20 protein-coding genes are annotated in these 24,168 nt (G+C 53.7%); 6 read left to right on the plus strand and 14 right to left on the minus strand.

Annotated elements, in window-relative coordinates; genetic code table 11:
* Positions 1-156 precede the first annotated feature (156 nt).
* Positions 157-1,815 (plus strand): glutamine--tRNA ligase, encoded by a 1,659-nt coding sequence (gene glnS / locus HP572_RS03765; protein WP_205552614.1) that lies wholly within the window; start codon positions 157-159, stop codon positions 1,813-1,815.
* 63 nt (positions 1,816-1,878) lie between these two features.
* On the opposite strand, the gene fur is transcribed toward glnS, so the two are convergent.
* The gene (gene fur, locus HP572_RS03770) at positions 1,879-2,328 is read right to left on the minus strand and encodes a ferric iron uptake transcriptional regulator (RefSeq protein WP_010285452.1); all 450 of its coding nucleotides are present in this window, start codon (positions 2,326-2,328) and stop codon (positions 1,879-1,881) included.
* A 329-nt stretch (positions 2,329-2,657) separates the two neighbouring features.
* Positions 2,658-3,185: a flavodoxin FldA gene (gene fldA, locus HP572_RS03775; protein WP_010285453.1), complete on the minus strand. Its 528-nt coding sequence runs from the start codon at positions 3,183-3,185 to the stop codon at positions 2,658-2,660.
* Positions 3,186-4,073: 888 nt separating this feature from the next.
* Between fldA and HP572_RS03780 the strand changes: the two genes are divergently transcribed.
* Positions 4,074-5,741 (plus strand): methyl-accepting chemotaxis protein, encoded by a 1,668-nt coding sequence (locus tag HP572_RS03780; RefSeq protein WP_240584808.1) that lies wholly within the window; start codon positions 4,074-4,076, stop codon positions 5,739-5,741.
* A 162-nt stretch (positions 5,742-5,903) separates the two neighbouring features.
* Here HP572_RS03780 and ybfE read toward each other — a convergent pair whose 3' ends face one another.
* Both ybfE and ybfF read right to left on the minus strand, forming a co-directional pair.
* Complete coding sequence (gene ybfE / locus HP572_RS03785) at positions 5,904-6,185, minus strand: LexA regulated protein (protein ID WP_010285457.1); 282 nt, start codon at positions 6,183-6,185, stop codon at positions 5,904-5,906.
* 290 nt (positions 6,186-6,475) lie between these two features.
* Positions 6,476-7,243, minus strand: a complete 768-nt coding sequence (gene ybfF / locus HP572_RS03790) for an esterase (protein ID WP_240584809.1) — start codon at positions 7,241-7,243, stop codon at positions 6,476-6,478.
* 274 nt (positions 7,244-7,517) lie between these two features.
* Here ybfF and seqA point away from each other — a divergent pair, with 274 nt between their 5' ends.
* Together seqA and pgm are read left to right on the plus strand one after the other, a co-directional pair.
* Positions 7,518-8,057: a replication initiation negative regulator SeqA gene (seqA, locus tag HP572_RS03795; RefSeq protein ID WP_039472538.1), complete on the plus strand. Its 540-nt coding sequence runs from the start codon at positions 7,518-7,520 to the stop codon at positions 8,055-8,057.
* Between the two features lie 175 nt (positions 8,058-8,232).
* Complete coding sequence (gene pgm / locus HP572_RS03800) at positions 8,233-9,876, plus strand: phosphoglucomutase (alpha-D-glucose-1,6-bisphosphate-dependent) (protein WP_039319251.1); 1,644 nt, start codon at positions 8,233-8,235, stop codon at positions 9,874-9,876.
* 63 nt (positions 9,877-9,939) lie between these two features.
* Here the strand turns inward: pgm and HP572_RS03805 are convergent, their stop codons facing one another.
* From HP572_RS03805 to kdpF, 7 genes are all read right to left on the minus strand, one after another.
* Entirely contained in the window at positions 9,940-10,368 is a 429-nt protein-coding gene (locus HP572_RS03805) for an EamA family transporter (protein ID WP_010309405.1), read from the minus strand.
* Between the two features lie 82 nt (positions 10,369-10,450).
* Entirely contained in the window at positions 10,451-11,131 is a 681-nt protein-coding gene (gene kdpE, locus HP572_RS03810) for a two-component system response regulator KdpE (RefSeq protein ID WP_240584810.1), read from the minus strand.
* Between the two features lie 5 nt (positions 11,132-11,136).
* Positions 11,137-13,899, minus strand: a complete 2,763-nt coding sequence (gene kdpD, locus HP572_RS03815; protein ID WP_240584811.1) for a two-component system sensor histidine kinase KdpD — start codon at positions 13,897-13,899, stop codon at positions 11,137-11,139.
* Between the two features lie 102 nt (positions 13,900-14,001).
* Entirely contained in the window at positions 14,002-14,577 is a 576-nt protein-coding gene (gene kdpC, locus HP572_RS03820; RefSeq protein ID WP_240584812.1) for a potassium-transporting ATPase subunit KdpC, read from the minus strand.
* A 12-nt stretch (positions 14,578-14,589) separates the two neighbouring features.
* Entirely contained in the window at positions 14,590-16,734 is a 2,145-nt protein-coding gene (gene kdpB, locus HP572_RS03825) for a potassium-transporting ATPase subunit KdpB (protein ID WP_240584813.1), read from the minus strand.
* A gap of 15 nt (positions 16,735-16,749) precedes the next feature.
* Complete coding sequence (gene kdpA / locus HP572_RS03830) at positions 16,750-18,438, minus strand: potassium-transporting ATPase subunit KdpA (RefSeq protein ID WP_240584814.1); 1,689 nt, start codon at positions 18,436-18,438, stop codon at positions 16,750-16,752.
* Positions 18,438-18,527: a K(+)-transporting ATPase subunit F gene (gene kdpF / locus HP572_RS03835; RefSeq protein ID WP_039290783.1), complete on the minus strand. Its 90-nt coding sequence runs from the start codon at positions 18,525-18,527 to the stop codon at positions 18,438-18,440. The genes kdpA and kdpF overlap by 1 nt, the downstream gene beginning before the upstream one ends.
* Before the next feature lie 422 nt (positions 18,528-18,949).
* Here kdpF and HP572_RS03840 point away from each other — a divergent pair, with 422 nt between their 5' ends.
* Positions 18,950-19,156 carry a YbfA family protein gene (locus HP572_RS03840; protein WP_010299142.1) on the plus strand — a complete coding sequence of 69 codons (207 nt, stop codon included), beginning with the start codon at positions 18,950-18,952 and terminating at the stop codon, positions 19,154-19,156.
* A gap of 188 nt (positions 19,157-19,344) precedes the next feature.
* On the opposite strand, the gene HP572_RS03845 is transcribed toward HP572_RS03840, so the two are convergent.
* From HP572_RS03845 to HP572_RS03855, 3 genes are all read right to left on the minus strand, one after another.
* Positions 19,345-21,000 carry an iron ABC transporter permease gene (locus HP572_RS03845; RefSeq protein WP_240584815.1) on the minus strand — a complete coding sequence of 552 codons (1,656 nt, stop codon included), beginning with the start codon at positions 20,998-21,000 and terminating at the stop codon, positions 19,345-19,347.
* Positions 21,001-21,089: 89 nt separating this feature from the next.
* Positions 21,090-22,070 (minus strand): ABC transporter substrate-binding protein, encoded by a 981-nt coding sequence (locus HP572_RS03850; RefSeq protein ID WP_240584816.1) that lies wholly within the window; start codon positions 22,068-22,070, stop codon positions 21,090-21,092.
* A 17-nt stretch (positions 22,071-22,087) separates the two neighbouring features.
* Positions 22,088-22,780 carry an ABC transporter ATP-binding protein gene (locus HP572_RS03855; protein ID WP_240585685.1) on the minus strand — a complete coding sequence of 231 codons (693 nt, stop codon included), beginning with the start codon at positions 22,778-22,780 and terminating at the stop codon, positions 22,088-22,090.
* A 409-nt stretch (positions 22,781-23,189) separates the two neighbouring features.
* On the opposite strand from HP572_RS03855, the gene HP572_RS03860 reads away from it, so the two are divergent.
* A complete protein-coding gene (locus HP572_RS03860) occupies positions 23,190-24,149 on the plus strand; it encodes a 2-thiouracil desulfurase family protein (protein ID WP_240584817.1) in 960 nt (319 codons plus the stop codon).
* The last annotated feature ends 19 nt before the right edge of the window (positions 24,150-24,168 follow it).

The raw sequence follows: 24,168 nt of genomic DNA on the forward strand, positions 1-24,168 counted from the left end.
TAACGTGGTGTTATACCGATGAAATGGATAGGGCGAGATAGCAATCTCGCCCTTTTTTTTCGTTATGAATAATTAAATGAAACTAACGGTTGTTTCCCAGCGTAGCTTGTTGGATCATTGTCGGTTATACGTCGTTTTAGCATTGAGGAATGAAGAATGAGTGAGGCTGAAGCCCGCCCAACCAACTTTATCCGTCAGATTATCGATGAAGATCTGGCGTCCGGTAAGCATGACCATATTCAGACGCGTTTCCCGCCAGAGCCGAACGGCTACCTGCATATTGGGCATGCGAAGTCTATTTGCCTGAATTTTGGTATCGCGCGTGACTATCAGGGGCAATGCAACCTGCGTTTTGACGACACCAACCCGGTAAAAGAAGACATCGAATACGTTGAGTCGATCAAACGTGACGTCGAGTGGCTGGGTTTTTCATGGAGCGGCGACGTTCGCTATTCTTCTGATTATTTCGATCAACTGCACGCTTATGCGGTTGAGCTGATCGGTAAAGGGCTGGCTTACGTTGATGAACTGACGCCTGAGCAGATCCGCGAATACCGCGGCACGCTGACGGCACCGGGCAAAAACAGCCCTTACCGCGATCGTACCGTGCAGGAAAACCTGTCGCTGTTTGAAAAAATGCGTAATGGTGGATTTGCGGAAGGTACAGCCTGTCTGCGTGCAAAAATCGATATGGCATCGTCCTTTATCGTGATGCGCGATCCGGTGTTGTATCGCATTAAATTTGCCGATCATCACCAGACGGGCAACAAGTGGTGCATCTACCCGATGTATGACTTCACCCACTGCATTTCTGATGCGCTGGAAGGGATCACACATTCGCTGTGTACGCTGGAATTCCAGGACAACCGCCGTCTGTATGATTGGGTGCTGGATAACATCACCATTCCTTGCCATCCGCGTCAGTACGAGTTCTCTCGTCTGAATCTCGAATACGCGATTATGTCCAAGCGTAAGCTGAATCAGCTGGTGGTGGAAAACGTTGTTGAAGGATGGGACGATCCGCGTATGCCGACCATCTCTGGTCTGCGTCGTCGTGGTTATAGCTCAGCCTCTATCCGTGAGTTCTGTGTGCGCATCGGCGTAACGAAGCAGGATAACAACGTGGAAATGGCCGCGCTTGAGTCCTGTATCCGCGATGACCTGAATGAGAACGCTCCGCGTGCCATGGCGGTATTGGATCCGGTCAAAGTCGTGATCGAGAACCTGTCAGCCGAGCACGAAGAGTTTGTCGCGATGCCAAACCATCCGAACAAGCCAGAAATGGGTTCACGTCAGGTTGCATTCAGCCGCGAAGTTTATATCGATCGTGCTGATTTCCGTGAAGAAGCCAACAAGCAGTACAAGCGTCTGGTGCTGGGTAAAGAAGTGCGTCTGCGTAACGCTTATGTGATCAAAGCAGAGCGCATTGAAAAAGACGAGCAGGGTACTATCACCACGATCTACTGTAGCTATGATGCGGAAACGCTGAGCAAAGATCCGGCTGACGGTCGTAAAGTAAAAGGCGTTATCCACTGGGTTTCTGCGGCACACGCGGTACCAGCAGAATTCCGCTTGTACGATCGTCTGTTCAGTGTGGCAAACCCGGGTGCGGCGGAAGACTTCCTGTCGACGATTAATCCAGACTCACTGAAAATTACGCAAGGTTTTGTAGAAGCGAGCCTGGCGCAGGCAGAAGTAGAGAAAGCGTATCAGTTTGAGCGTGAAGGCTATTTCTGTGCTGACCGCGTTTACTCCAGTGCAGAACATCTGGTGTTTAACCGTACGGTTGGGCTACGTGATACCTGGGTAGGCTAAGGCCATCGGTAAGAAGACAAAAATAAAACCGCCTCGGCGGTTTTATTTTTTTATGCGGTCGATTTATCGTGTGGAATCGTGCAGGGTTTCATCCTCTCGGCAATCCCCTTCACTGCAATGCCCATAGAGATACAGACTGTGGTTGGACAGCTTGATGCCGTGTCTTTCTGCGATTTCACGCTGACGTGCTTCGATATACTCATCGCGGAATTCAATGACTTTGCCACAGTCGAGGCAAATTAGGTGATCGTGATGATGCTGCTGCGTCAATTCAAAGACGGATTTGCCACCTTCGAAGTTATGACGGGTTACGATACCCGCATCATCAAACTGGTTGAGTACGCGATAGACGGTAGCAAGACCAATCTCTTCGCCCATATCAATCAGTTTCTTATATAAATCTTCCGCACTGACGTGATGGCAGACAGGGTCCTGTAACACTTCCAGTATTTTCAGTCTTGGAAGAGTGACTTTCAGGCCGGCCTTCTTTAATGCGGTGTTGTTGTCAGTCATGCGGGTTTAATCCTGTTGCTTACTTATCAATGGAGGCTGCCTAGCCTATGACATCGGTCGGCTCAAAAAATGCAAAAGCGTCTCAATTATAGAACCGCGCATACAAAATGAAAACAAGGGAATGTTAACAATATTGTCCCCATTCACACTATTGGTATACAACGCAATTCGTTGTTGATGAATGAGGAAATGATGATGCACATACAAAGCCGATGGGATTATTGTACAGGTTTACTGATAGAAGTTAAAAAAATGTATCAATTATTATGAAAGGTTTTACCTATCAATGCTGTTTCGGCTCTGATAGGGATTATCAGAGCCGAAATGGCTTAGCCAACCAGTTCTTTCAGGTTCAACTCATCGCTGATCTGTTTCACCCACGTTGTTACGCGTTCGCTGGTCAGTTCAGGCTGACGGTCTTCATCGATAGCCAGACCGATGAAGTGATTGTCGTCTGCGAGTCCTTTAGAGGCTTCAAAGTAATAGCCCTCTGTTGGCCAGTGGCCGACAATCGTCGCGCCGCGCGGCTCAATAATGTCACGGATGGTGCCCATGGCATCACAGAAGTATTCTGCATAGTCTTCCTGATCGCCGCAGCCAAACAGGGCAACCAATTTTCCTGTGAAATCCACTTCTTCCAGCGACGGGAAGAAGTCATCCCAATCGCACTGAGCTTCACCGTAATACCAGGTTGGAATACCCAGCAGCAGAATATCGAAACCTTCGAGGTCTTCTTTGCTGCTTTTGGCGATGTCATGAACATCAGCGACGTTGGTGCCTAACTGCTGTTGAATCGTTTTGGCGATGTTTTCAGTGTTGCCAGTATCACTGCCAAAGAATATTCCGATGAGTGCCATGAATTGAATAACCTCTTGATTCCTAATGGTATGGTGTAATGTTTCACCCACTTATCTGTTAATAATAACAGACACTCACATCGGGAGAAACTCGTATCGGTAAGGATGCGTAAATCAAGAGCGTGTGGCATGCGAAGGTGAGTCAGGAAACGAAACGTATCTCTGCTTGAGGCTAAATTCCCCATAATGAATAGGGATTATGTTATTGTCTGGGATTACGCACACATTTCCTTAATATAATTGCGGTTATATATTTGCAACGACGTTTCATTTTTTATGAATGTATTTTTTATTTCATTGTTTGTTTCAATTGTAATTAAAAGCAGACTTCTGTTTGTGAGGAATAAAAATCACGGAACGGTACATTGCTATTCGTGGGAATTAAAGTGCTTACAAAAGATAATGTTTTTATAGAATTGAACGTTTGTAACATTTCGCGGGAATATTCTTAATGAATGGAAATAAGAATTATAACCATTTGCAGCTGAAACGATGCAAGTGTATAAGGGAAGGTTTTATTCTTTTGATGTTAAAGAATAAAATGAAATTTCATCCAAATTGCCTTTTCACCTAATCGCATATTCATACCAACGCACGCAGGACGTGGGTAAGCGGTGTATTCGTTTGCAAGCCTATGATTAAAAGACTTATATCTATAAAAATAGGTGCGCTTATTCTCAGTATGAAAAATTATATTAAGAAATATAGCGAGAACGCTAAATATTCTCTGTGTTTAGCCGATGAGTTAGCGTGGTTTTTGTGTTTTCAACTCGGTGAAATTTGAACGCTAGGGAGAAGTGACCTGTTTCATGGTGTGAATTTTCTGATTCATATCGGTTGATTAGCGATAAAAATCTTTTTAACCATTTTCCTGATTTGGAGTGAGCTATGAAACTTATAAAAAATATTGCCATCAGAACCGCTATGCTATGGGTACTGGGCATTTTTTGTGTTCTTTGGGGTGGCGTATCGATATATACCATGTTCTCTTTTAAAGAGATGACGGCGACCTCGAAAACCAGCACCTTGCTGGTTCAGAACATGAATTTTATCAACCAGGGCAACGATCAATATTTCCGTATGGTAACCCGTCTGGCGCGTGCAGTTGACGCTCGTCGCAGCGGTGATAATGCCACAGCAGATAAAGAGCAGGCTTCTGCACTTGTCGCGCTGAATAAACTGAAATCTGATTTGGTGGCGTTTAATGCTATCGATCATGCAGGTCTGGATGCTGCGCTGGTACAGGCCGTTAGCCGTGACTGGGATAATCTGGTTATCCAAGGCGTTGAACCCCTTTATCAGAAGGCCGCTGCCAATGCGCTGGATGACTACCAAAATCAAGCCAAGAACGTTGTGCCACCATTGAGCCGTCAGTTTGGCGCCTCTCTCTCCGCATTCAGTAACGCCAGCGCAGAGAAATTCGATGCCGCCGGTGTTCGTTTTGAACAAATCACCACGATTGGACAGAACATTTTACTGAGCGGGTTGATTATCGGCCTGGTCATGTTGTTCCTGACCGACCGCTATCTGGTGGTGTGTCTGGTTCGTCCGTTAAACGATCTGCGCTATCACTTTAGCGTGATTGCTTCCGGCCACTTGGGCAAACCGATTCTGGACTTTGGTAATAACTGTGTCGGTCGCCTGTTCCCACTGCTGCGTGAAATGCAGGGGAGTTTGGCCAGCACGGTTAGCACGATCAGAAACAGCACGGATTCCATCTATCAGGGCGCTTCTGAGATTGCCGCGGGCAACAACGATCTGTCTTCACGTACCGAAGAGCAAGCTTCCGCGCTGGAAGAAACTGCGGCGAGCATGGAGCAACTGACGGCAACGGTGAAACAGAACGCCGAAAACGCCAACCACGCCAGCCAACTTGCATTACAAGCCTCGACAACGGCGAAGAAGGGCGGTGAAATCGTTGAGAATGTGGTGAAAACCATGGCGGAAATCTCCGGCAGCTCGAGAAAAATCGCAGAGATCACCACCGTGATTAACGGCATCGCGTTCCAGACCAACATTCTGGCGCTGAACGCGGCGGTAGAAGCGGCGCGTGCGGGTGAGCAAGGCCGCGGGTTTGCCGTGGTGGCGGGCGAAGTACGCAGTTTGGCGCAGCGTAGTGCGCAGGCAGCGAAAGAGATTGAGGGACTGATTTCTGAGTCTGTTCGCTGTGTGGATACCGGCTCCAATCTGGTTAGCGACGCGGGTGACACCATGCAGGATATCGTCCGTGCGGTGACTAACGTGACGGATATCATGGGTGAAATTGCGTCGGCATCGGAAGAACAAAGCAAAGGGATTGCGCAGGTTGGTCAGGCCGTGGCGGAAATGGACAGCGTGACGCAGCAAAACGCCGCGTTGGTTGAACAGGCCTCGTCAGCAGCCTTGTCGCTGGAAGAGCAGGCGGCGTTGTTGAACCAGACTGTGTCGCTGTTCCAACTGTCCGATACGCAGTCAGGACTGCAAGTGGCGGCAAAACCGGTGCTGAAAACGCCGGTGATTGCCCCGCGTGCGGGCAAAGCGCTACCGCCCAGTAACGACAATTGGGAAAAATTCTAAGCGTCGTTTTAATCTGAGAGAGCGTGTGTAATCTTGGGTGAATGTTCAGGCGGCGTCAGAAATGGCGCCGCACAAGATGTGAATGCCTAAGCTATTCAAATACAAGGTTACTTAAATACAACGTTATTTAAATTCTACGTTATAAATATCAGGTTACGTCAATCAGGATTGCTGTTCGGCCAACTGCGCCAGCAGCATCTCTTCAATCAATTCACTGCGGCTAATGTTCCGCTCTTCAGCAAGGCTGTTCAGGATATCGACGGCGTCGCTGTTTATCTTTAATTCAACACGGCGCAACCCACGAACTTTATCGCGACGTAGTTGATTACGCTTGTTGATTCTTAGTTGTTCGTCACGCGTGAGCGGGTTGGTCTTGGGGCGGCCCGGACGACGCTCGTCTGCGAACAGATCCAGTGTGGTGCGATCCGTTTGTTCTTTTGCCATAAGTAATGATACTGCAAGGTATTCGGACCAAAATACGCGGCGCTGTCCGTCTTGTTCAAAAGATAACACCGATGCCTGTTCTCATCCTGCTACAGGATTGTCAGGTGGCGGTTTTCTATCTGTGAAACATGTCGGGAAGTGATGCGTGCATTTTGATGAAGTGGTTACAATGCTTGTGGCTGAATCAGCCGTCCCTCTACTGCGGGCGCCATCATACCCTAGCCGCACTGGCGGCGACAACGGTTAACTGCCGTCGTTATCATGAATCCGCCAGTGTCAGTGTCGTCTGGTTAATTCGTGTCCAGAAAACGGTGGATAGCGCGCAAAACCGCATCGGGTTTTTCTGAGTGAACCCAGTGTCCAGCACCGCTGATCACATGCGCACGCGCCGCCGGGAATTGACGTAATAGCGAATCGCGGTAGGAATCGTCCAGATAGGGAGAATCGCCGCCGCGAATGAACAGGATGGGCCCTTGCCAGGCCGGAACCTCTTGCCAGCCAACGATGTTTTCGTACTCATCCCACAGCACCGGCACGTTAAAACGCCACTCTCCCTGTTGGAAGGATTTCAGCAAAAACTGAATCACGCCGTCTTCCTTTATGTGCTGGCGCATGAGTGTTGTCGCTTCTGCGCGTGATGTCACGCCCGCTTTTGTTACTGCACGCAGTGCGGCAAAGATAGTGTCGTGGCGGCGCACCTGATAATCCACCGGCGCAATATCAATCGCGACCAGCTTGTCCAACCGTTCGGGAATGAGCGCGCTGAGCGCCATCGCGACTTTCCCGCCCATTGAATGCCCAATCACGATAGCGCGTTCGATGTTCAGTTCATCCAGTAATGCCAGCACGTCCTGCGCCATCGCGGGGTAGTTCATCTGCGATGAACGCGGCGACAAACCGTGATTACGTAAATCGATTTGCAGAATGTCATGCGTGTTTTGCAAATCCCGTCCCAATACGCCAAGGTTATCTAATGTACCAAACAGGCCATGAATCAGGACGACAGGGAGCTTATCTGTGGGCTGGTGCGCATTTTGCCAGCGATGATTCAATTTCATGGTGAAGTTCATTCAGAGAGACAAGGGCTTAGGGTATCATGACTTTAGAATCAATGTTGTCACCGAAGGGACTCGTATAGTCACTTGAATAGATGTGAAAGGCATTGGGGCATAGTCTGACTTTTGCTATTGTCCCACTATGCCGCTGTTCGATAATGTTTGAACGCCTGTATAATCCTTTTGATTTGAGTCATCTACCCATAGATACCGGGTTACAGAAGGGAAACGGCTCTGTAATTTGCATGATAATGGGTAAAAACAGCACTGGATAAAGATGAAAACTATTGAAGTCGACGAAGAGCTTTATCGTTATATTGCCAGCCACACACAGCATATTGGTGAGAGCGCATCAGATATTTTACGGCGCATGCTGAAATTTACCGCTGGGCAGCCTGTCACTACGCCCGCGGTAGCGGCTGTTGCAACGACGACGACGTCTCAGCCTGCCGCTGCACCGAGCCCGCGCGATCGGGTACGAACGCTGCGTGAGCTGCTGCTGTCGGATGAATACGCTGAACAGAATAAAGCTATCAACCGCTTTATGCTGGTTCTGTCCACGCTGTATACCTTATCGCCGCAGGAATTTGCTGCCGCGACAGAATCTCTGCATGGCCGTACACGCGTCTATTTCGCGGGCGACCAGCAAACGTTGCTTCAGCATGGCACACACACCAAGCCCAAACATATTCCGGGCACGCCATACTGGGTGATCACCAACACGAATACCGGTCGTAAGCGCAGCATGGTTGAGCACATCATGCTGACGATGCAGTTCCCTGCGGAACTGACAGAAAAAGTGTGCGGCACCATCTAATTATTTATCTATACCCTAAATAATTCGAGTTGCGTGAAGGCGGCAACCGCACGAGTCTCCAGGAGCTTACATAAGTAAGTGACTGGGGTGAGTAAGGGAAGCCAACGCACAAGCAGCTTGAAGTATGACGGATATATTAACCACTTATCTAACTACAGCGTTAGGGAGAAGCCCAATGGCTAATCACCCAAGGGCCGGACAGCCTGCCCAGCAGAGCGATTTGATTAATGTGGCACAGTTAACGTCACAATATTATGTGCTGCGCCCGGAAGTCGGCAACACAGCACACGCGGTGAAATTTGGTACGTCTGGCCATCGCGGTAGCGCGGGGCGTCATAGCTTTAATGAACCGCACATTCTGGCGATTGCGCAGGCGATTGCTGAAGAGCGTAAAAAGCAAGGCATCAGCGGCCCGTGCTATGTCGGTAAAGATACGCACGCGCTCTCCGAGCCGGCGTTTATCTCCGTGCTTGAGGTGCTGGCTGCCAACGGCGTGGATGTGATCGTGCAGTTGGATAATGGCTTTACCCCAACGCCTGCGGTGTCTAACGCGATTCTGGTGCACAATCGTCAGGGCGGCGCGCTGGCGGACGGTATTGTGATTACGCCGTCCCACAACCCGCCGGAAGATGGCGGCATTAAATATAATCCGCCGAACGGTGGTCCGGCAGATACCAACCTTACCAGCGTGATTGAGACGCGTGCAAACGCGCTGCTGGCGGATGAACTGCGTGACGTGAAGCGAATTACGCTGGATCAGGCATTGAACAGCGGACACGTCCATGAACAGGATCTGGTTCAGGCTTATGTCGAAGGGCTGGCTAGCGTGGTGGACATGGCAGCGATCCAACGCGCCGGTCTGAAGCTGGGCGTTGACCCGCTGGGTGGTTCCGGTATTGCCTACTGGCAGCGTATCGCAGAGCACTACAAGCTGGATCTGACGCTGGTGAACGATGCCGTCGATCAGACATTCCGCTTTATGTCGCTGGATCACGACGGTGTGATCCGTATGGACTGCTCGTCAGAATTTGCGATGGCTGGACTGCTGGCGTTGCGTGACAAATTCGATCTGGCGTTTGCCAACGATCCTGACTATGACCGCCACGGTATTGTCACGCCTTCCGGGCTGATGAACCCGAACCACTATCTGGCGGTGGCGATCAACTATCTGTTCCAGCATCGTCCACAGTGGGGACAGTCTGTTGCTGTCGGCAAAACGCTGGTCTCCAGTGCGATGATCGACCGTGTGGTAGCCGATTTGGGCCGTAAGCTGGTGGAAGTACCGGTTGGCTTCAAATGGTTCGTTGACGGTCTGTATGACGGCAGCTTTGGCTTCGGCGGTGAAGAGAGCGCAGGGGCATCTTTCCTGCGTTTCGACGGCACGCCGTGGTCGACGGACAAAGACGGCATCATTCTGTGTCTGCTGGCGGCGGAAATTACGGCCGTAACGGGTAAAAACCCGCAGCAGCACTATGATGAGCTGGCACAGCGCTTTGGCGCGCCGAGCTACAACCGTATTCAGGCATCCGCAACGCATGCGCAAAAAGCCGTGCTGTCCAAGCTGTCGCCTGAGCAGGTATCAGCCAGCACGTTGGCGGGCGATCCGATTACTGCACGCCTGACCGCTGCGCCGGGCAACGGGGCATCAATTGGTGGCCTGAAAGTGATGACGGAGAACGGCTGGTTTGCCGCGCGTCCTTCCGGTACGGAAGAAGCCTACAAGATCTACTGTGAAAGTTTCCTCGGGGCGGAACACCGCGAGCGAATCGAGAAAGAAGCGGTAGAGATTGTCAGTGCGGTACTGGCAACAGCTAAATAAGTGAAAAGGCGCTGCTTGCAGCGCCTTTTTTAATCTTGTACGGACAGAAAACGCAGAACGCCTTTATCCCAACGCGACCAGCAGCGCTCCGACGGAAATCAGCGCCACGCCGGCTCCCGCCATCAGCGAAATTTTTTCTCCCAGCAGTATGACCGCCAGCACGACAGCGAAGACCACGCTGAGCTTATCGATCGGCGCGACCTGTGCGACGTTACCGTTCTTCAATGCCACAAAGTAAAACAGCCACGACAGCGCACCTGCGACGCCGCTGAGCACAATGAACAACAGCGCTTTCTTATTGGCGACAACCTCACCGACCAGCGCCAGCTTACCCTGTGCGACCACCACTCCCACCAGAAAAAGTGCCATGATGACGGCACGAATCGCGGTCGCCGTATTGGCGTCCAGGTTTTGCAGACCGATTTTGCCAAATATCGCGACCATCGCGGCGCACACAGCAGACAGCAAGGCGTAAATTAACCAACTACTCATGACGGCATATTCCTGAAGAAAAGACAGGCATGTACCGCAGGAGAGATTCTCCACGGACGTTGCCTGATACAGAAATGTGATTTTACGGCATAAAACGATAGCCGATAGCGGTTTCAGTCAAGAGATGGCGCGGTCTCGCTGGATCGCTTTCCAGCTTCTGGCGTAGGTGCCCCATATAAATGCGCAAGTAGTGGCTGTGCTCGACGGCGTTCGGCCCCCAAACCTGCGTCAGGAGCTGACGTTGCGTCAGCACTTTGCCGGGGTTGGCGAGGAGTGTGGCTAACAAACGAAATTCGATGGGCGTCAGATGCAGTTCCTGGCCGTCACGAGTTACCTGCCGATTGAGTAAGTCGACGGTAATATTACCGAAGTTCACCAGCGGCGTTTCCTGCTGTGTATTGCTGTGGCGACGCAGTGCGACGCGCAGTCGTGCCAGCAATTCGCCGATACCAAATGGCTTGGTCAGGTAATCATCGGCACCCGCATCCAGCGCGTCTATTTTATCCTGCTCATCGGTGCGGGCAGACAGCACAATCACGGGCAGGCTGCTCCACTGGCGTAAATCGCGGATGTAGTCGATACCGTTGCCGTCCGGCAGGCCCAAATCGAGAATAATCAGATCGGGTTTACGCGTGGCCGCTTCCAGCAAGCCGCGCTGTATCGTTTCGGCGTCAAACACGCGACAGCCTTCGCCTTCCAGCGCCTGACGAACAAAACGACGGATCTCTTTTTCATCTTCAACGATTAAAATAGTGGCCTGCAATGGATTCAGTGCTCCTCAATATCTTCCGGTTCGAGATCTGGCGGTGCTGACAGCGGTAGGGTGAAATGGAAAGCTGCACCGCCGCTTTCCGCATTCGTTGCCCAGATACGGCCGCCGTGAATTTCCACAATTGCCCGACAGATCGCCAGCCCTAGTCCCACGCCGGGAATCGATGACTCTTTGTGACCACGGGAAAATTTATCAAAAATCATGCTTTCCTGGCCGTGCTCAATCCCCGGGCCATTGTCCTGCACGATGATTTCCAAAGCATTTTCCTGCGCAGCGGGCTGCGAGTCTGTGTTCTCTGCAATAAGGTTTGTGGGAATCACGCTCGCCGAAATCGCGATGGTGGCCTGCTCTCCGGCGTACTTCAGCGCATTCTCTAGCAGGTTAATGAACACGCGTTCCATTAGCCCCGCATCACAATAAACCAGAACCATCTCATCAGGTAGATTAACCTGAATGGTGTTTTTCGCCAGTGCGCTTTCCAACTGTTGCAAAGCACTGCCGATGAGTTCCTCCGGCGTTTGCCACTCTTTGCGCAGGTTAAAGCCGTCCGACTGAATGCGCGCCATATCGAGCAGATTATTCACCAGCCGCGTGGTGTTTAAAATATGCTGGCGGATCTGGCTGGCCTGCTGAGCATAGGGCGACCCTTCGCTTGCCAGATTCAACGTCAGAATCTCGGCCTGACCAAAAAGGACGGTCAGCGGTGTGCGGAGATCGTGTGAAAGCGCGGCAAGCAGCGAGTTACGCAACTGCTCACGTTCGGCATCCAGTCGGGCATTTTCCGTGCTTTGCATCAGATGCAGACGCTCCAGCGCGTTGGCGATCAGCACGGTAAAGGTTTCCAGCAGCCGCTGCTGTTCGGGGATCATCAACTGGCGGGCGTTATTGGGCTCGATTGCCAACACGCCGAAGATTTGCTGCGTGGTGGCGAGCGGCAGAATCTGATACGACACGCCGGGCAGGGTGGACGTTCCCGCTCCGGCCGGCGCGCGATGATCGAAGCTCCAGCGGGCGATAGCCCGATCGACAATCAGCTGCTGGCCGTCTCGCGCAGGTTGTGCGAGTTCAGAAGACGTATGATGCAGGCTATCGGCGAGCAGAACCGCGATTCTGGCCTGAAACGTCGTACTGAGAAAATGCTGGCTGGCTTCGACAATATCGGCGCTGGACAGGCTGCGGTTCAGCGCCTTGGACATCTCATACAGATGGCGGACGCGCTGCTCGCGATAGCGGGCGACTCTGGCCTGATAGCGCACGCCTGCGGTCAGATTACCGACTAGCAGGCCGACGCCGAGCATCACGGCAAAGGTGACCAGATATTGCGCATCCGACACGGCAAGCGTGCCGCGCGGCAGAATAAAGAAGAGATCAAAACTGGCGACGTTGATGACGGCGGCGAACACCGACGGCCAGCGACCAAAGAAAAGTGCGACGATCACCACGGCCAGCAGATAAATCATCACCAGATTGACCGGCTCCAGCATGGCAAACGGCGACCACGAGGCGACTAGGGTGATGAAGGCGCACAGCAGCGTGGCGAGCCCGCAGCCAAACAGCTGCATACGCCATTTCTCTACCAGCCCACGCGCATCAGGCGTTTTAATTGGTGCGGCTGGCGCATCATCCTGCACGGCCACCACGACCAGATCGAGATCCGGCCCCAGTCGGCCGAGCCGTTCGGCAAAGCGCGTGCGCCACCACCAACCGAAGCGCTGCTCTACGTGGCGACCAATAACGATCTTGCCGAGGTTGTGCTCACGCGCATAGCGCAGGACGGCAAGCTCTTCGTCGGGTTCAGATAGCGTAACGGTTTCTGCCCCTAAATCCTGCGCCAGCTTGAGCGCCCGTAAGATGGCGCGCCGCTGCGGTTCTGGCAAGCGGTGCAGACGCGGCGTTTCGACGTAAACGGCATGCCAGGCGCTACCCAACCGTGCCGCCAGCCGTGCCGCCGTACGCACCAGCTTTTCATTACCCGTACCGTGGCCGATGCATAACAGAATGGCATCGCGCGTATGCCAAACCTGTTCGCGTCCTTTTCCGGCACGCATGGCGCGCATCTGATCGTCAACCCGATCCGCCATACGCCGCAGCGCCAGCTCACGCAGGGCGATCAAATTGCCTTTACGGAAAAAATTCTCGACGGCACGCTCGGCCTGAAGCGGCAGATACACTTTGCCTTCATTCAGACGCTGGCGCAGATCGTCCGGCGGCAAGTCCACCAGAATGACTTCGCTGGCTTGATCGAATATCGGATCCGGTACAGTTTCCCGTACGCGAATCCCCGTGACGCCGCCGACCACATCGTTCAGGCTTTCCAGATGCTGAACGTTCACCGTGGTAAAGACGTCGATACCAGCATCGAGTAGTTCCTGCACGTCCTGCCAGCGTTTTGGGTGGCGAGAGCCGTTTACGTTACTGTGCGCCAGTTCGTCGATCAGAATCAGCGCCGGACAGCGCGCCAGTGCCGCATCCAGATCGAATTCGACAGTATGGCGGCCGTGGTGGCGAAAATGCTTGAGTGGCAGCAGCGGCAAGCCCTCCAGCAGCGCAGCGGTTTCGCTACGGCCGTGGGTTTCGACCACGCCGACAAGAATATCCAGCCCCTGAGCACGTAGCCGCTGAGCTTCCTGCAACATGGCATAGGTTTTCCCGACGCCCGCGCAGGCACCAAAAAAGATCTTCAGCTTGCCGCGCGGTGGCGCACCGACCTGAGCCAGCAGACTATCGGGATCCGGGCGACGATCTTCACCGTCAATCATGTTCTATCCCTTATTAGCGCGGCCTGAACAGTCGTCAGGCCGCAGCAAAGACGGCGGGGAGTCTGGCTCCCCGTATAATGATTAATAGTAACGCACTGTCGATTAAGGCAGGCCTTTTTCCTTATCCAGCGCCAAATTCAGCAGCAGGACATTGACCGCCGGTTGTCCAATGAACTCGGGCTTACTCGTTTCGGTAAAGCGATCGATCAGTTGCTGTACCTGTTGGAGCGACATTCCTCTGGCCTGCGCAATGTAGAGCGCCTGATAGCGTGCGGTTTCTGGGGATATCTGCGGATCCAGCCCGCTGCCGGATGCCGTCAACAGTTCAGCTGGCACCGGCTGCTGATTGCCAACTAGCTGATGCCAGCGAGCGGCGCGTTCACCGATCTGTTTGTCCAGCGCCGGGTTGCTGGCGGCCAGATTGCTACCGCCGGACGCCAGCGCGTTATAAGGCGCATCTGACGTGGCGGACGGACGCCCCTGAAAATAGCCCGCCCGACTGAATGACTGCCCGATCAGGGATGACCCCACGGCGGTATTCTCACGGTAAATCAGTGAGCCGTTTGCCTGTGTTGGGAACAGCCACTGTGCTAGCACCGTTGTCAGCAGCGGGTAGGCTAGACCGGTTAACAGCAGTAATAATAAGAATAAAAACAATGAAGAACGTAAATAGCGCATACCCGTCAGTCCTTAAGCCAGATTCAGCCCAGTCAGCAACATATCAATCAGCTTGATACCGAGGAACGGCACCAGCAGCCCGCCAAGACCATAAATCCACAGATTGCGGCTTAACTGCGCCGCTGCGCTCATGGGTCGATAGCGAATCCCTTTGAGCGCCAGCGGGATCAGAAACACGATAATCAGCGCATTGAAGATCACCGCCGACAGCATGGCCGAGGTGGGGGAGTGCAGTTGCATCACGTTGAGCGCATTGAGCTGCGGATAGGTGGCGGCAAAAGCGGCCGGGATAATGGCGAAATACTTCGCCACGTCGTTGGCGATACTGAATGTCGTCAGCGAGCCGCGCGTCATTAACATCTGCTTACCGATGTGTACCACTTCGATCAACTTGGTTGGGTTGGAGTCCAAATCAACCATGTTGCCTGCTTCTTTTGCTGCCTGCGTGCCGGAGTTCATGGCCACCGCCACATCGGCCTGCGCCAGCGCGGGCGCATCGTTCGTGCCGTCACCAGTCATCGCCACCAGCCGCCCTTCTGCCTGATATTGGCGAATCAGCGCCAGCTTGGTTTCCGGCGTTGCTTCTGCCAGAAAATCATCGACGCCAGCTTCTGCGGCAATTGCGGCTGCCGTGAGCGGGTTGTCGCCGGTGATCATTACGGTTTTGATCCCCATACTGCGCAGCTCGGCAAAGCGTTCTTTGATGCCGCTTTTCACGATATCTTTCAGTTCCACCACGCCAAGCACGCGTTTGCCTTCCGCAACAACCAGCGGCGTCCCTCCGCTGCGTGCGACGTTGGAGACCGCTTCTTCGACCTGATGCGGGAAGTCGCCGTTGTTTGCTTCAATGTAGCGACGCAGGGCATCGACGGCACCTTTACGAATGGTGCGCTGACCAACATTGACACCGCTCATGCGCGTCTGAGCCGTGAAGGGGACAAAAGTCGCGTCCAGTGAGCTGAGATCCTGATCTGCCAGATTAAAGCGCTGCTTCGCCAGCACCACAATGCTGCGGCCTTCGGGCGTTCCATCGGCTAAGGAGGCAAGACGCGCGGCGTCAGCCAGCGCCTGTTCGGTCACACCCGGCGCGGGCAGGAAAGCCGAAGCCTGACGGTTGCCCAGCGTAATGGTGCCAGTTTTATCCAACAGCAGAACGTCAATATCGCCCGCCGCTTCGACCGCACGCCCGCTGGTGGCAATTACGTTAGCCCCCAGCATTCGGCTCATCCCTGCCACGCCGATAGCCGACAGCAGGCCACCGATGGTGGTGGGGATCAGGCAGACCAGCAGGGCGACAAGCACGGTCACGCCGACAACATCGCCGCTGTTATTTGCCTGTACGCCGAACCATGAGAACGGATAGAGCGTGGCCGTTACCAGCAGGAAAATAAGTGTCAGCTCAATCAGCAGAATGGTCAGCGCGATTTCGTTCGGCGTTTTCCGACGCTGCGCCCCTTCGACCATGGCAATCATCCGGTCGAGGAACGTTTCGCCGGGATTGACGCTGCACTGAATCACCAGCCAGTCAGACAGCACTCGCGTGCCGCCGGTGACGGAGGCGAAATCGCCGCCGGACTCGCGGATCACCGGCGCGGACTCCCCAGTGATGGCGCTTTCATCGACGGACGCACCGCCTTCCAGTACCTCACCGTCGCACGGAATGGTTTCGCCCGCGCTCACCAGCACGATATCGCCTTTGCGCAGGCTATCGGCCGGCACCGATTCCGAACTGGCATCGTGATGTGGCGCAGCGAGCTTGTTAGCCCAACTGGTTTTTTTGACGCCTTTCAGCGCGTTCGCTTGCGCTTTACTGCGACCTTCCGCCAGCGCTTCGGCCATGTTGGCGAACAGGACGGTAAACCACAGCCAGAGTGATACCAGCCCGGTAAACATGGCATTCCCTTCCGTTTTACCGGTCAGAATAGCCAGCCAGACGAGGGTGGTCAGCATACTGCCGAGATACACCACGAACATGACTGGGTTGCGCCACTGTATGCGCGGATCGAGTTTCTTCAGCGCATCTTTCAGCGCCGAGTGGATCAACGTTCTGTCAAACAGCGCTTGCTGTTTACGTTTGCCAACGTGGCGGGAAGCCTCGCTCTGCTGGGCAGAGATCGGTTCCTGTGTTGCCTGATGATTCATCGTGTGACGAGTCATAAAAAGTCTCCAGCCTTAGTGAGTCAGGCCGAACTGTAAATGTTCAGCGACTGGCCCTAACGCCAGTGCAGGGATAAACGTCAGTGCGCCAATCAGCAGAACGATGGCGATGAGCATGCCGATAAACAGCGGACTGCGAGTGGACAGTGAGCCTTTGCTTTCCGGCTGGCGCTTTTTCACAACCAGCGAACCGGCGATAGCCAGCACGGGCACCATGACGGCAAAGCGGCCCAGCAGCATGGCGACAGCGAGCAGAACGTTATAGAACGGCGTGTTAACGCTCAGGCCAGCAAATGCGCTGCCGTTGTTGTTCGCGGCGGAGGACACGGCATAGAGCACTTCGCTAAAGCCGTGTGCGCCGGGATTCAGAATGCCGCTGCGTCCGGCTTCCGTACTCAGCGCCAGCGCGGTGCCGAGCAGCACCAGTGCGGGCGGAATCAGAATCGCCAGCGCCGTCATCTTCATCTCATAGACTTCGATCTTTTTGCCCAGATATTCCGGTGAGCGACCAATCATCAGGCCAGCAATAAAGACGGTCAGAAGGACGAACAGCAGCATGCCGTACAGGCCAGAACCGACACCGCCGAAAACAACTTCACCAATCTGCATCAACCACATGGGAACCATGCCGCCGAGGGCGGTGAAGGAGTCGTGCATCGCGTTTACCGCGCCCGTCGAGGTGGCCGTGGTGACAACGGCATACAGGCTGGACGTCAGAATGCCAAAACGCGTCTCTTTGCCTTCCAGATTTGCGGCGCTGTCCGCGCCTAATGCCAGCAGATGCGGGTTACCGTTGATCTCCATTTTCATCACCACGGCAGCGGCGACGATAAAGATCAGCGCCATCGCCCACAGCAGCGCGTGGCCCTGACGCTTGTCGCTGACGGCTTTGCCAAAGGCGAAGCACAGCGCGATAGGAATTAACAGGATCGCCAGCATTTGCACGATGTTGCTCAGCGCGGTTGGGTTTTCAAACGGGTGCGCCGAGTTGGCACCAAAGAAACCACCGCCGTTGGTGCCCAGCAGTTTAATCGCTTCCTGTGAGGCAACCGGCCCCATCGGCAGCGTTTGGGCTGCGCCGTCCAACGTGGTCAGATGTTGGTAAGGCAGCAGATTCTGCAACACGCCCTGGCTGACAAAAAACAGCGCCAGCAGCAGAGACAGCGGCAGCAGCACATACAGCGTGATACGAAACAGATCGAGCCACGCGTTGCCCAGCGTGTCGACACAGCGACGGGAGAAGGCGCGGATTAACGCGAAAGCCACCGCAATGCCGCTGGCGGCGGACAGGAAGTTTTGTACCGTTAAGCCAACCATTTGGCTCAGGTAGCTCAGCGTGTTTTCACCGCTGTAAGCCTGCCAGTTGGTGTTGGTGGCAAAGCTGATTGCCGTATTTAACGCCAAATGCCACGACAGCCCCGGCATATTTTCTGGGTTAAGCGGCAGAACCCCCTGCGCCATTAACAGGATAAACAAGACGACAATGCCGATCAGGTTAAGCGTCAGAATAGCCGCCGCATACTGCTGCCAGCGCATCTCCGTTGTATCGAAAGCGAAAAGGCGCGCCGTTCCCGCTTCAAACTTTTGCAGGAGCGCACCCGTTTCGCCCTCAATCAGACGGGCCAGCCCGCTGCCCAGCGGCTGAGCGACGATCAGCACGGTAAGTAGCAGACCAAAGATCAGTAGAAAAGCGTCAGCGGCCATCAGAATTCCTCCGCCTTCAACAAGGCATAAACCAGATAGGCCAGTAACAGCAGCACGAGTAGGCCGCCTAAGACGATGCTAAGCGTCACAACACACCTCCAGAACAAAATAGACAGCGTCAGGGTAGGAAAACGCAGGAAAAGAAGGTGCAAATTTCCCGTCTACGGGCGTAAAAAAAGTATAAAAATGGACTGAAAAGTAGGCGGTGGAGGCTATAAGGGCGTTATGGCGTCAGTAAAGCTGTAGGCGGGGAGAAGCTGGTACTTAAAGAAAGGGAATAAAGTGATCCAATCTAAAACCATAAATTAACTAATGGTGAGTTTGTTTTTAACGTCGCTGTAACTTAATAACGTGATGACGAAAAAATTGGCGATTATTTCATCTTTTACTGGTCAGATGAGTAGTAAACTTTCAGAAAAGGCGGTAAAATTTTAACCAATGTCACAGTTCTTATTTTATCGTTATGAAAAGCGCCGCTGAACAAGGGCGCTTATCCCAGAGGAGGATCGTTATGTCGCTTTATACTACTTATCCCTTGCACCGTATTCTCCTGCGTCGCGCTGCCGTGGTTGCCATCGGCGTGCTGGCGTTACCGGTGATGCTGTTCCGTCGCGATCGGGCACGTTTTTACAGCTATTTACACCGCGTCTGGCTGAAAACCAGCGATAAGCCGGTATGGATGGCGCAGTCTGAAGCCGCCGCCTGCGATTTTTATTAAGAATACTGCGCCAGGTTACCGTTGACCGCTCTGCGCGCGTAGTCGTGAATGTAGTAGTGAAGTGAATGTAGTAGTGAAGTGAATGTAGTAGTGAATAGTGACGCCAGTACGTTGTGCATACTGACGCCACGAGTTTGAAGCATTCAACGGCACGGATTAAGCGTCATTTCCACTAGCGGATCTGGCGCTTATTTTGTTTTTAGCGCATGAAATCGTAACGCCAGCAACATCACCGATAGACTGATAAACACCGCAACGCTTGCCATCGCCATCCCATCCCCGACGGAACCTTGTTCAAATTGACGCCAAACGAAAATAGACACCGTTTGTACGCCAGCAGGCGATAGCAGGAGTGACGTCACCAGCTCGCGCGACGCGACAGCAAAAACCAACATCATCGCTGCCAGCAGGCTGGGGAAGACCAGCGGGAAAACGATCAATCGTAATGCCGCCATTGCGCTAGCGCCGTGAACGCGCGCCGCTGACTCCAGATTACTGCCGATTTGCGCTAACGCCGCACTGCTGTAGCGGACGGGGTAGGGCAGCAGCAGACAACTGTATGACAGTAGCAAAATCACCCAGGTGTTATACGGCGTGATCGGCCAGAAGCTTTGGTTCCAGGCGAGTATCAACCCTACTCCGACAACAATGCCCGGCAGCGCGGCGGGTAGCATTGATAGCCCATCCAACACGGCCGCACCCCGAATACGCTTGGCGACCACAAACCACGCTGCGAGAAAGCCAACCGTTCCCGTTAATAACGCACTGCCGACCGCCAGCCCCAGGCTGGTCGTCAACGCAGGTAGCGCTTCGTTTTCGTAATCAACCAACATGGTGAAGTGCTGCCAGGTTAAATTTTGCCAGGAAATCGCGCTGGAGATGGTGGCAGAAAACGCGGTAATCAGCATGGACGCTAGCGGAATCCCTACGGCCAGCAGCCCGACGGTGCTAAACAGCACTAATACCGGCCAGCGCCAGGCTCCTAATGGGCGAGTAACAATGGCGGCGGGTTTTCCAGTGGTGGTTTCCACATTATTACCGGCGACAATCGCTCGCTGCAGGGTAAATGCGCAGAGCGCGATTGCAACTAATAGCAAAGACAGCACCGCTGAACCGGAAAGGTCAATAGGCCAGTCCGCCAGACGTTGCTCGATATTTGTCGTCAGGACCTGAACACCGGCACGCGATCCCAGTGCTGCGGGAATGCCGTACTCTTCGATCGCCAGCGTGAAGGCAAGCAGCAGGCTGGCTGCTGTCGCAGGTAGCGACAATGGCAGCGTGACTCGCAAGAAGGCCTGCCAGCCGCTGGCACCGTGAACGCGAGCGACATCCGCCAGACGGTTTCCGCTCGCGGCCATACTGCGCGAAACGGCGAAGTAGACGACAGGGAAAATGTTCAGCGTCATGACACCAATCATGCCGGGCAGTGAAAACAGAACCTCACCGAGTTGAATGGGCAATAGCTGTTCCGCGTAGCCTCGTGGCTGTAGCGCCAGCATCCACGACAGCCCGGCGATATAAGGCGGGATTAGGAATGGGATGAGAAACAATAAATCCCAAAATCTTGCCAGCGGGAGCGCAAAGAGCCCGCGTAACGCACCGAGTGGAATAGCAATGACCGCACAGCACAGAGCAACACCCAGCCCAAGCAGCAGCGTATTTTTCAACAACGCGAACAAGCGCGCCTGCGCGAAGACGTCTGCAAAGGCCGAGAACGGGTTCGCGAAGGAACCTGCACCCAAATTCGGGAAAATCGCCTGTAGCGCAACGAACAATACGGGAATGCCAACCAGCATAAAAAGTACCGCCACCGTAAGCAGTGGCAGTAAAGCAAACTTGTTCATCTGATACTCCAGCCTTGCTGACGGTCGTCAGCAAGGCATTATCTAGTGTTCTGTCATTCGAACTATCCAGGGGGTATGGCTGAACAGGCTTAGCGCTGACCAAATAAGACAGCAAAGCGATCGAGAACGGCCGCACGGGACGCTGATGCGCTATCGCCTTCTGGCAGTAATGTCAGGCTCTTAAACAGAGGGCGCTTGGCATCAATATCCTGACGTGCGGGCATTAACCAGGCTTCCGCCACGGCTTTTTGGCCTTCAGGCGACAACATGTAGTTGATGAAGTCTTTTGCCTGCTGCTGGTTTTTACTGCTTTTCAGGATCATCATCGGGCGAGGGGCAATGACGGTGCCGCTGGAAGGGAAAATGACTTTAATGGATTCGCCAGACTCCATGCTGCCGTAAGAAACGTAGTCGACAGCCCCGAAGACGGCGGCTTTCGCGCCTTGCAGCACTGGCGTTAATGCCTGGGCGTTCGGGCCGGCGATGATCATGCCGTTAGCTTTTAGGCGATCGAACATTTCCCAGGCTTTATCTTTCTCCGCATTTTGTAAACCAATCAGCAGATCGAGCGAGGCACCGGACAGCGCGGGATCTGGTGTGGTGACTTTATCTTTAAATTCAGGCTTGGTGAGGTCGTTCCAGTCTTTGGGTTCCGGCGTGCCGCTCTTGCTGTTCCACACAATGCCCAGTGCGGAAATGCCCTGTGCCACGTAGAAAGGGGTTTTGAACTGTGCAGGTACGGTGGCCGCATTCGGGCTATCAAACTCCAACAGCCAGCCACGCTGCTGCAAATCTGTCGCGGTATCCCAGGAGGCGGAAATCAGGACATCGGCACGTGGGTTGGCCTGTTCGGCTTCCAGTCTGGCCATGACTTTACCGGTTGTTGCTTGAAAAACATCGACCTTCACGCCGGTCTGCTTTTCATAACCTGCTGCCAGTTTTTTTGCCAGTGCTCCCGGTCCGGCGGTGTACAGCGTCAGGGCCTGTGCGCTGCCTGCTACCGCTGCTAATGAGAGAGCTATACCCATAATGATGCCTCGTTTATTCATGGTAACCAGTGTGTTTTTCATTGCATTTTTCCCCAAAGTTAACGTGTGGTGATATCAGTAATGTGGCCTTGCGACATGTGAACAATACGATGCGCCAGTATGTTGGCTTCGCCTCTGTCATGGGTGACATACACAGCGGTGGTACCAAGATGGCGCAAGAGCGATGCCATCTCCTGACAAAGCGATTCACGTAGATCCCGGTCGAGATTGGATAGCGGTTCATCGAAGAGCAGGATGTTCGGCTCCGCGATAATGGCGCGCGCCAGTGCGACCCGCTGTTGCTGACCGCCGGATAAATCGGCCGGTTTGCGATCGGCAAAATCAGCCAGACCGACGCGCGCTAGCGTGACTTCAACGCGTTGACGGCAGAGATCGCGCGGAACCTTCCTCATCAGCAGTGGGAACCCGACATTTTGTGCAACGGTCATATGTGGCCAAAGCGCATAATCCTGAAAGACCATGCCCAGATTGCGCTGCTCTGGCGGCAGAGATAGCTGGTGGCCGGCAACCTGACGATCGCCAAAATGAATGGTGCCCGCGTCCGGCTGTAACAGACCGGCCAGCAACTTTAGCAGCGTACTTTTGCCGCAGCCGGAAGGCCCCAGCAAAGCCAGAATGGTGCCTTTCGGCACATTGAGGCTAATGGAGTCGAGCACCGTTTTGCCTGCGAAAGCGTGGGACAATTTGTCGATCGCAATCGCGGCGGGCGTGGTGAGTTCAGCGTTGGTCATCATCACCTCCGTGCAATAACGGGAGGCGATATCCATTTTGATATCGGTGGATCGGACGGGCGCTTGCGGGTTGCCTGGTTAAAGGCCATAGCAAAGCGTCCCGCCAGTAAAGCAGGGGAAAAAACATGGGGTATCCTCTTTGGGACTCTATATCGGAATGAGGATTGTAGTGGGGGAATAAGGCTATTTGATGACAGACGAAACGATATCCGCGATGCACGTTTTGGATATCAATATCGCTCGCAGAGAAAACCGTCTTATTTGATCGACATAATCCATCAATCTCATGATTTATTACTTTATTCTTCGCTGCGACTGCACAGAATCGTGGTGAAATCCGCTATGCTGGTCAGAGGGCTTGCAGAATGCCATCAAGGCAAACCATATATGACAAGCGTAAGGATAAATCATGACGCTCGAACTCATTCCTGTTGGTATCAGCGCCTGTCTGCTCGGTAATCCCGTGCGATTTGATGGCGGACACAAGCGTTTGACGTTTGCCGCTGAACAACTGGCACCCTATTTTCGTTTTGAACCGGTCTGCCCGGAAATGGCGATTGGTTTACCGGTGCCGCGTCCGGCGCTCAGGCTGGTGCGCAAAGGGGAAAGCCAGGTCACGCTGCGTGCCAGTAATGGTTCGCCGTTGGATGTCACCCAGCAGATGGCGGCGTTTTCCGCTGACAAAGCCAGCCAGCTTCAGCACTTATGCGGTTATATCGTCTGCGCCAAATCGCCAAGTTGCGGTATGGAGCGCGTGAAGGTTTACGATGAAGCGCAAAAAGATGCGCGTAAAAGTGGTATCGGCCTGTTTACGCAGGAGCTGATGCGGCAAATGCCCTGGCTACCGGTTGAGGAAGACGGACGCCTGCAGGATCCCGGCTTGCGGGAAAATTTCATTGAGCGCGTTTATGCGTTACACGAACTGAATCAGCTATGGCAAAACGGGCTGAGCCGTGGCGCGCTGATTGCCTTTCATAGCCGCTATAAACTCCTGCTGTTGGCACATTCCCAGCCGGAATACCGCGAGCTAGGGCCGTTCGTTGCGGGAATCGATAAGTGGGAGTCTCTGGAAGACTACATCGTTGAATACCGGAAACGGCTAATGAAGCTGTTGTCGACGCCTGCGACACGGCGCAACCACACCAATGTGTTGATGCACGTGCAGGGCTATTTCCGACGCCAGCTTAATTCTCAGCAGCGACAGGAACTGGCGCAGCTCATCGATCGCTATCGACAGGGTTTGCAGCCGCTACTGGCACCGATCACGTTGCTAAAACATTACATGGCGGAATACCCCGATGCGTATCTGGCTCAGCAGCGTTACTTTGAGCCGTACCCGGAAGCATTACGCCTGCGTTACGGACACTAGTTTGACCGCCCGAGGAATG

The sequence above is a fragment of the Pectobacterium sp. PL64 genome (assembly GCF_022477975.1).
GTDB classification, from domain to species: Bacteria; Pseudomonadota; Gammaproteobacteria; order Enterobacterales; family Enterobacteriaceae; genus Pectobacterium; species Pectobacterium jejuense.

What these genes read in the sequence shown, in the direction of transcription:
- glnS (WP_205552614.1), top strand. Translation starts at nt 157, where the DNA reads ATGAGTGAGGCTGAAGCCCGCCCAACCAACTTTATCCGTCAGATTATC.
- fur (WP_010285452.1), bottom strand. Translation starts at nt 2,328, where the DNA reads ATGACTGACAACAACACCGCATTAAAGAAGGCCGGCCTGAAAGTCACT.
- fldA (WP_010285453.1), bottom strand. Translation starts at nt 3,185, where the DNA reads ATGGCACTCATCGGAATATTCTTTGGCAGTGATACTGGCAACACTGAA.
- HP572_RS03780 (WP_240584808.1), top strand. Translation starts at nt 4,074, where the DNA reads ATGAAACTTATAAAAAATATTGCCATCAGAACCGCTATGCTATGGGTA.
- ybfE (WP_010285457.1), bottom strand. Translation starts at nt 6,185, where the DNA reads ATGGCAAAAGAACAAACGGATCGCACCACACTGGATCTGTTCGCAGAC.
- ybfF (WP_240584809.1), bottom strand. Translation starts at nt 7,243, where the DNA reads ATGAAATTGAATCATCGCTGGCAAAATGCGCACCAGCCCACAGATAAG.
- seqA (WP_039472538.1), top strand. Translation starts at nt 7,518, where the DNA reads ATGAAAACTATTGAAGTCGACGAAGAGCTTTATCGTTATATTGCCAGC.
- pgm (WP_039319251.1), top strand. Translation starts at nt 8,233, where the DNA reads ATGGCTAATCACCCAAGGGCCGGACAGCCTGCCCAGCAGAGCGATTTG.
- HP572_RS03805 (WP_010309405.1), bottom strand. Translation starts at nt 10,368, where the DNA reads ATGAGTAGTTGGTTAATTTACGCCTTGCTGTCTGCTGTGTGCGCCGCG.
- kdpD (WP_240584811.1), bottom strand. Translation starts at nt 13,899, where the DNA reads ATGATTGACGGTGAAGATCGTCGCCCGGATCCCGATAGTCTGCTGGCT.
- kdpC (WP_240584812.1), bottom strand. Translation starts at nt 14,577, where the DNA reads ATGCGCTATTTACGTTCTTCATTGTTTTTATTCTTATTATTACTGCTG.
- kdpB (WP_240584813.1), bottom strand. Translation starts at nt 16,734, where the DNA reads ATGACTCGTCACACGATGAATCATCAGGCAACACAGGAACCGATCTCT.
- kdpA (WP_240584814.1), bottom strand. Translation starts at nt 18,438, where the DNA reads ATGGCCGCTGACGCTTTTCTACTGATCTTTGGTCTGCTACTTACCGTG.
- HP572_RS03840 (WP_010299142.1), top strand. Translation starts at nt 18,950, where the DNA reads ATGTCGCTTTATACTACTTATCCCTTGCACCGTATTCTCCTGCGTCGC.
- HP572_RS03845 (WP_240584815.1), bottom strand. Translation starts at nt 21,000, where the DNA reads ATGAACAAGTTTGCTTTACTGCCACTGCTTACGGTGGCGGTACTTTTT.
- HP572_RS03850 (WP_240584816.1), bottom strand. Translation starts at nt 22,070, where the DNA reads ATGAAAAACACACTGGTTACCATGAATAAACGAGGCATCATTATGGGT.
- HP572_RS03855 (WP_240585685.1), bottom strand. Translation starts at nt 22,780, where the DNA reads ATGACCAACGCTGAACTCACCACGCCCGCCGCGATTGCGATCGACAAA.
- HP572_RS03860 (WP_240584817.1), top strand. Translation starts at nt 23,190, where the DNA reads ATGACGCTCGAACTCATTCCTGTTGGTATCAGCGCCTGTCTGCTCGGT.